The sequence below is a fragment of the Porphyromonas sp. genome, assembly GCF_030529325.1.
In the GTDB taxonomy this organism is placed as follows: Bacteria; Bacteroidota; Bacteroidia; order Bacteroidales; family Porphyromonadaceae; genus Porphyromonas_A.
The window spans coordinates 1-4,321 of sequence record NZ_JAUMXC010000081.1 but is presented as its reverse complement, the minus strand read 5'-3'; the positions used below and the strand labels follow the sequence as shown (position 1 = coordinate 4,321).

The window sequence follows — 4,321 nt, the reverse complement described above, 5'->3', positions numbered from 1 at the left end:
AAGCTCTCTACATACTGTTCGCTCGTCATCATAATGTATACGTTTTAAGTTTTAATAATAAGTGGCATATTCTGTCAGACATGGTACGCTGCTCCCACCTATATAAGACACAAAGGACGACAAAAGACCTTTCTTTCTTCTCTTGTCGTGATTACCTCTGATCATACCCGAAGCATCCATACATTGATATATAGATAAGCCGCACGCATCATACCCGTCACACTTGCTCTATACCCCTCGATCCGTGTGATATTTCTGTGTCGAGTGAGACCATTTCTTCGGCGAAGTCTTTTGGATGGACTCCATACCCGAAGTTGGGTATCTTCCGGTCGCTGCCGGGGGTCTCGATCGTATAAATCGGCATTAACTACCTTTCATATTTAGTGAGCCTTTCCAACGATTGACAGTACAAAGATATATATTAATATCACATATCCCAATAAATTGGAGAAAAAAATAAAGAATCGTATTTTAATACATTTCAATCTCTGAATTTAGGTGCAAAAAAGATAAAAATGAGGTGTCTCATTTGCCCTTTTGATAGGTAATTTTGGTAAGATGCAAGAAAAAGATCATCGGTATCATGAAATCATGCTAAGCTACTCCCGGTCTCGAGATGGGAAATTTGAGGCGTCGGTATGGGCAATCCCTTTTGATGGATTTATATTATGTGTGTTCGGCGTTTGTCTGTGTTTTTTTGCGACAGGCTGAAAATAAAAAAGGCATGGCTTGGTGGAGTCATGCCTCAGGGTAGAGTTTTTTTGATTTGCCACGGCGGACATTCTGTCTTTAGCCCGCTTTTACTTTGCTTTTGGCGTATTTTTTCAGGATCTCCGGATGTTTTTTGAGGAGACGCAGGGCATCCTTTGCCGCGTTTTGGTGTGATATCTTTTTGGATGTGCCGGCACCTGTGGCTATGGAGCGTCTGTCGTCGCCGATGAGTATCTCGCTGCGGTGCACCAGTCCCACTTGGGAATCTGTGATGGCATCGATGTAGCTGAACTCAAAGTCTATCTTTTGCTGTTGCATGAGGATGATGAACTCCGTCTTGAAGTCTTCTTCCTTTGCCGAGACTCGCTCCATGTTCTTTTTGCTCACGATGATGTGGCTGCGGACAAATCTTTGCGCGAAGTCAAACCCCTTGTCCAGAAAGATCGCGCCCACCAAGGCTTCGAGGCCATTGCCAAGAGTGTCCGAGTTCTTGAGGTTGAGACTGCCCGACACTCTGAGTATCTTGTCCAGTTGCAACTTGGCCGCGATGGCATTGAGATTGGATCGGCTGACGATCTGTGCACGCAGGGATGTGAGAGCTCCCTCATCATCTTCCTCATACATCTCATATAGGAGATGTCCCACCACACAAGAGATCACCGAATCTCCGAGAAATTCCAGGCGCTCGTTGTTGTACTTGCGCGAAGCCTTGTGGTGTGAGCGGTGTGTGAATGCCTTTTTGTACAGATCTATGTTCTCGGTCGGGCATCCTATTAGTTCGTGCACAAAGCGGTGCAGATTACGATCTGCACCGCTTTGGATATTGCTTCTGAATAAATTCCTTAGTACTTGTCCCAATGATGATTTCAGAAAACTCATTTACAGACGTTATAGAGGATTTTAATCTTTGAATTTCTTGAAGATTACACTTGCGTTGTGGCCACCGAAGCCAAACGTGTTGGAAAGAGCCGCATCGATAGTGCGCTCCTGCTTGGTGTTGAAAGTGAAGTTGAGCTTGTAGTCGATCTCCGGATCTTTGTCATCTGCAGCATGGTTGATGGTAGGAGGTACCACGTTGTTCTTCACCGACAAGACAGTGATGAGGGCTTCGATGGCTCCGGCAGCACCGAGGAGGTGACCGGTCATCGACTTGGTACTGCTGATGTTGAGCTTGTAAGCGTGATCACCGAAGACTGCTTGGATTGCCTTCACTTCAGATACGTCACCGACCGGAGTAGATGTCCCGTGTACGTTGATGTAGTCGATCTGTTCGGGGTTCATGCCTGCATCTTCGAGAGCGTTGCGCATTACGAGCTTAGCTCCGAGACCGTCAGGGTGAGATGCCGTCAAGTGGTGAGCATCTGCCGACATACCTGTACCTGCCACTTCAGCGTAGATCTTTGCTCCACGAGCCTTTGCGTGCTCATACTCTTCGAGGATGAGGGCTGCTCCACCTTCACCCATGACAAATCCATCGCGGCTCGCGCTGAAAGGACGGGAGGCGCCCTTAGGATCATCGTTGCGTGTAGAGAGCGCATTCATCGCATTGAAGCCTCCAAGACCGGAGATGGTGATAGCTGCTTCGGCACCACCGGCTACGATGATATCTGCTTTGCCGAGGCGGATGAGGTTGAACGCATCTGCTATCGCGTTTGTACCCGAAGCACAAGCCGACACAGTAGCATAGTTAGGACCTCTGAATCCGTACTTCATCGAGATATGACCTGCAGCGATGTCTGCAATCATTTTAGGGATGAAGAAAGGATTGAAGCGTGGACCTCTCTCGGGATCATATGCCATTGTCTCTTCTTCAAAAGTACGGAGACCTCCGATCCCGGCTGCGAAGATGACACCCACACGGTCGCAGTTTACTTTTTCTGTATCTATGCCTGCGTCATTGACAGCTTCTTCTGCTGCGACGAGTCCGAACATACAGTATCTGTCATATGTGCGAGCTTGTTTGCGATCGAAGTGTGCATTGGGGTCAAAGCCCTTGACTTCGCACGCAAACCGGGTCTTGAAGTTGGTCACATCTATGAGCGTCACAGGCCCTGCACCACTCTGTCCCTCAAGGAGAGCTTTCCATGTATCTTCAACGTTGTTACCAAGTGGGCTGATAGCACCCAGACCTGTCACAACGACTCTTTTTAGTTCCATAAGGTATTATGTAAAATGATGAAACAAACCAAAACGGCAAACCCACACTATGTAAGAACCATGCAGTGACCGGGTTTGCCGTTTCGTTTACTGACAAAGACTCATGTCTATATGGATGAGTTCTCAATCATTAAATGTCATCGTATTACGATCGACAGATGATATTACTTTAGGTTAGCTTCGATGTAGTTGATAGCGTCACCTACAGTTTGGATAGTCTGAGCTTCAGTGTCAGGGATGTTCAAGTTGAACTGCTTTTCAAATTCCATGATCAACTCTACTGTATCCAAAGAGTCTGCGCCGAGGTCAGCTGTGAAGTTTGCTTCAGGTGTGATAGCGCTTTCTTCACGACCAAGTTTATCGACAATGATTCTCTTTACTGTAGCTTCAATTTCTGAACGATTCATAATTGTAAGTTTGTTAGTTAGTTATTACTTATTGTATTGTTGTTTTTCTATACTTTTGTAGACAAAAATAGTCATTATTTTAGCACTGAAACTATTCTCGTACTGCAAAAATACTATATTTCTGCACACGATATATAGTTATGTGCATTTTTAACCCTTATTAAGAAATATGAAAGTCGCTATTTTTGCTTCCGGGAGTGGTTCCAATGCCGAAGCTATCGTCAGATATCTGCATCACGAGCACCCGGAAAAGGGAATCCGTGTCGCCTGCATCATCGCCAACAAACCGTATGCTTATGTCCTTGAGAGAGCAAAGATGCTCGATATCCCTGCCCGTTATATGACTCCCTCCGAGTTGAGGGACGAGGAGCAACTCCTTCCACTCCTTGCAGACTTTGGAGTAGAGTACATCATACTTGCAGGCTATCTTGCGCTCATCCCTCCGTTTTTGCTCAAGACTTTCCCTCAGAGGATTGTCAATATCCATCCGGCTCTCTTGCCCAAGCATGGAGGCAAGGGAATGTACGGGATGCACGTCCATGAGGCCGTCAAGGCCGCAGGGGAGACGGAGACGGGTATCACGATACACATCATAGACGAAGAGTACGATAAGGGGACGACCCTCTTTCAGGCACGTACGGCTGTTGTGTCGTCTGACACGCCCGAGGAAATAGCTCAAAAGGTGCATCTCCTCGAGCACCGATACTTCCCGGAGGTGATCTCTCGCTGGATACTCGGTGAGCCCCAAACGCTCGATTGATCTTTGACAGGTGGCTACCGGCTGACCTGACTGACAAAACACCCTCATCGCTTATTACATATAATTAATGTGTACTATGTATGAGCGATGAGGGTGTTTTTTTACCGGAATGCTTATCGATATTCTCCGATGGTCTTTTGTCCTTTTGCTCTGTTTGGTTGATCGTTTGTCTTTTTGAAAGCTTTGGCATGTGTGATGGGCTTGCCTCTCTTGATACTTCCTGATCCGATCGAAAAAGGTTGTCTAACTTGATGCGTCAAGTTAGACAACCTTTTTCATCAAGTTA

The 4,321-nt window shown here is 46.4% G+C and carries 5 protein-coding genes; 1 reads left to right on the top strand and 4 read right to left on the bottom strand.

Annotated features, from left to right (window positions below):
* Window positions 1-217: 217 nt before the first annotated feature.
* From Q4A14_RS08780 to Q4A14_RS08765, 4 genes are all read right to left on the bottom strand, one after another.
* Window positions 218-364 carry a hypothetical protein gene (locus Q4A14_RS08780; RefSeq protein WP_303171488.1) on the bottom strand — a complete coding sequence of 49 codons (147 nt, stop codon included), beginning with the start codon at window positions 362-364 and terminating at the stop codon, window positions 218-220.
* 425 nt (window positions 365-789) lie between these two features.
* Window positions 790-1,590, bottom strand: coding sequence for a ribonuclease III family protein (locus Q4A14_RS08775; protein WP_303171487.1), 801 nt, complete (start codon window positions 1,588-1,590; stop codon window positions 790-792).
* Window positions 1,591-1,611: 21 nt separating this feature from the next.
* A complete protein-coding gene (fabF, locus tag Q4A14_RS08770) occupies window positions 1,612-2,868 on the bottom strand; it encodes a beta-ketoacyl-ACP synthase II (RefSeq protein ID WP_303171486.1) in 1,257 nt (418 codons plus the stop codon).
* A gap of 164 nt (window positions 2,869-3,032) precedes the next feature.
* Window positions 3,033-3,275: an acyl carrier protein gene (locus Q4A14_RS08765; protein WP_303171485.1), complete on the bottom strand. Its 243-nt coding sequence runs from the start codon at window positions 3,273-3,275 to the stop codon at window positions 3,033-3,035.
* Between the two features lie 169 nt (window positions 3,276-3,444).
* On the opposite strand from Q4A14_RS08765, the gene Q4A14_RS08760 reads away from it, so the two are divergent.
* Window positions 3,445-4,035 (top strand): phosphoribosylglycinamide formyltransferase, encoded by a 591-nt coding sequence (locus tag Q4A14_RS08760; RefSeq protein ID WP_303171483.1) that lies wholly within the window; start codon window positions 3,445-3,447, stop codon window positions 4,033-4,035.
* Window positions 4,036-4,321 lie beyond the last annotated feature (286 nt).

Coding starts and splice junctions, on each gene's coding strand:
- Q4A14_RS08780 (WP_303171488.1), bottom strand. CDS start 364: ATGCCGATTTATACGATCGAGACCCCCGGCAGCGACCGGAAGATACCC.
- Q4A14_RS08775 (WP_303171487.1), bottom strand. CDS start 1,590: ATGAGTTTTCTGAAATCATCATTGGGACAAGTACTAAGGAATTTATTC.
- fabF (WP_303171486.1), bottom strand. CDS start 2,868: ATGGAACTAAAAAGAGTCGTTGTGACAGGTCTGGGTGCTATCAGCCCA.
- Q4A14_RS08765 (WP_303171485.1), bottom strand. CDS start 3,275: ATGAATCGTTCAGAAATTGAAGCTACAGTAAAGAGAATCATTGTCGAT.
- Q4A14_RS08760 (WP_303171483.1), top strand. CDS start 3,445: ATGAAAGTCGCTATTTTTGCTTCCGGGAGTGGTTCCAATGCCGAAGCT.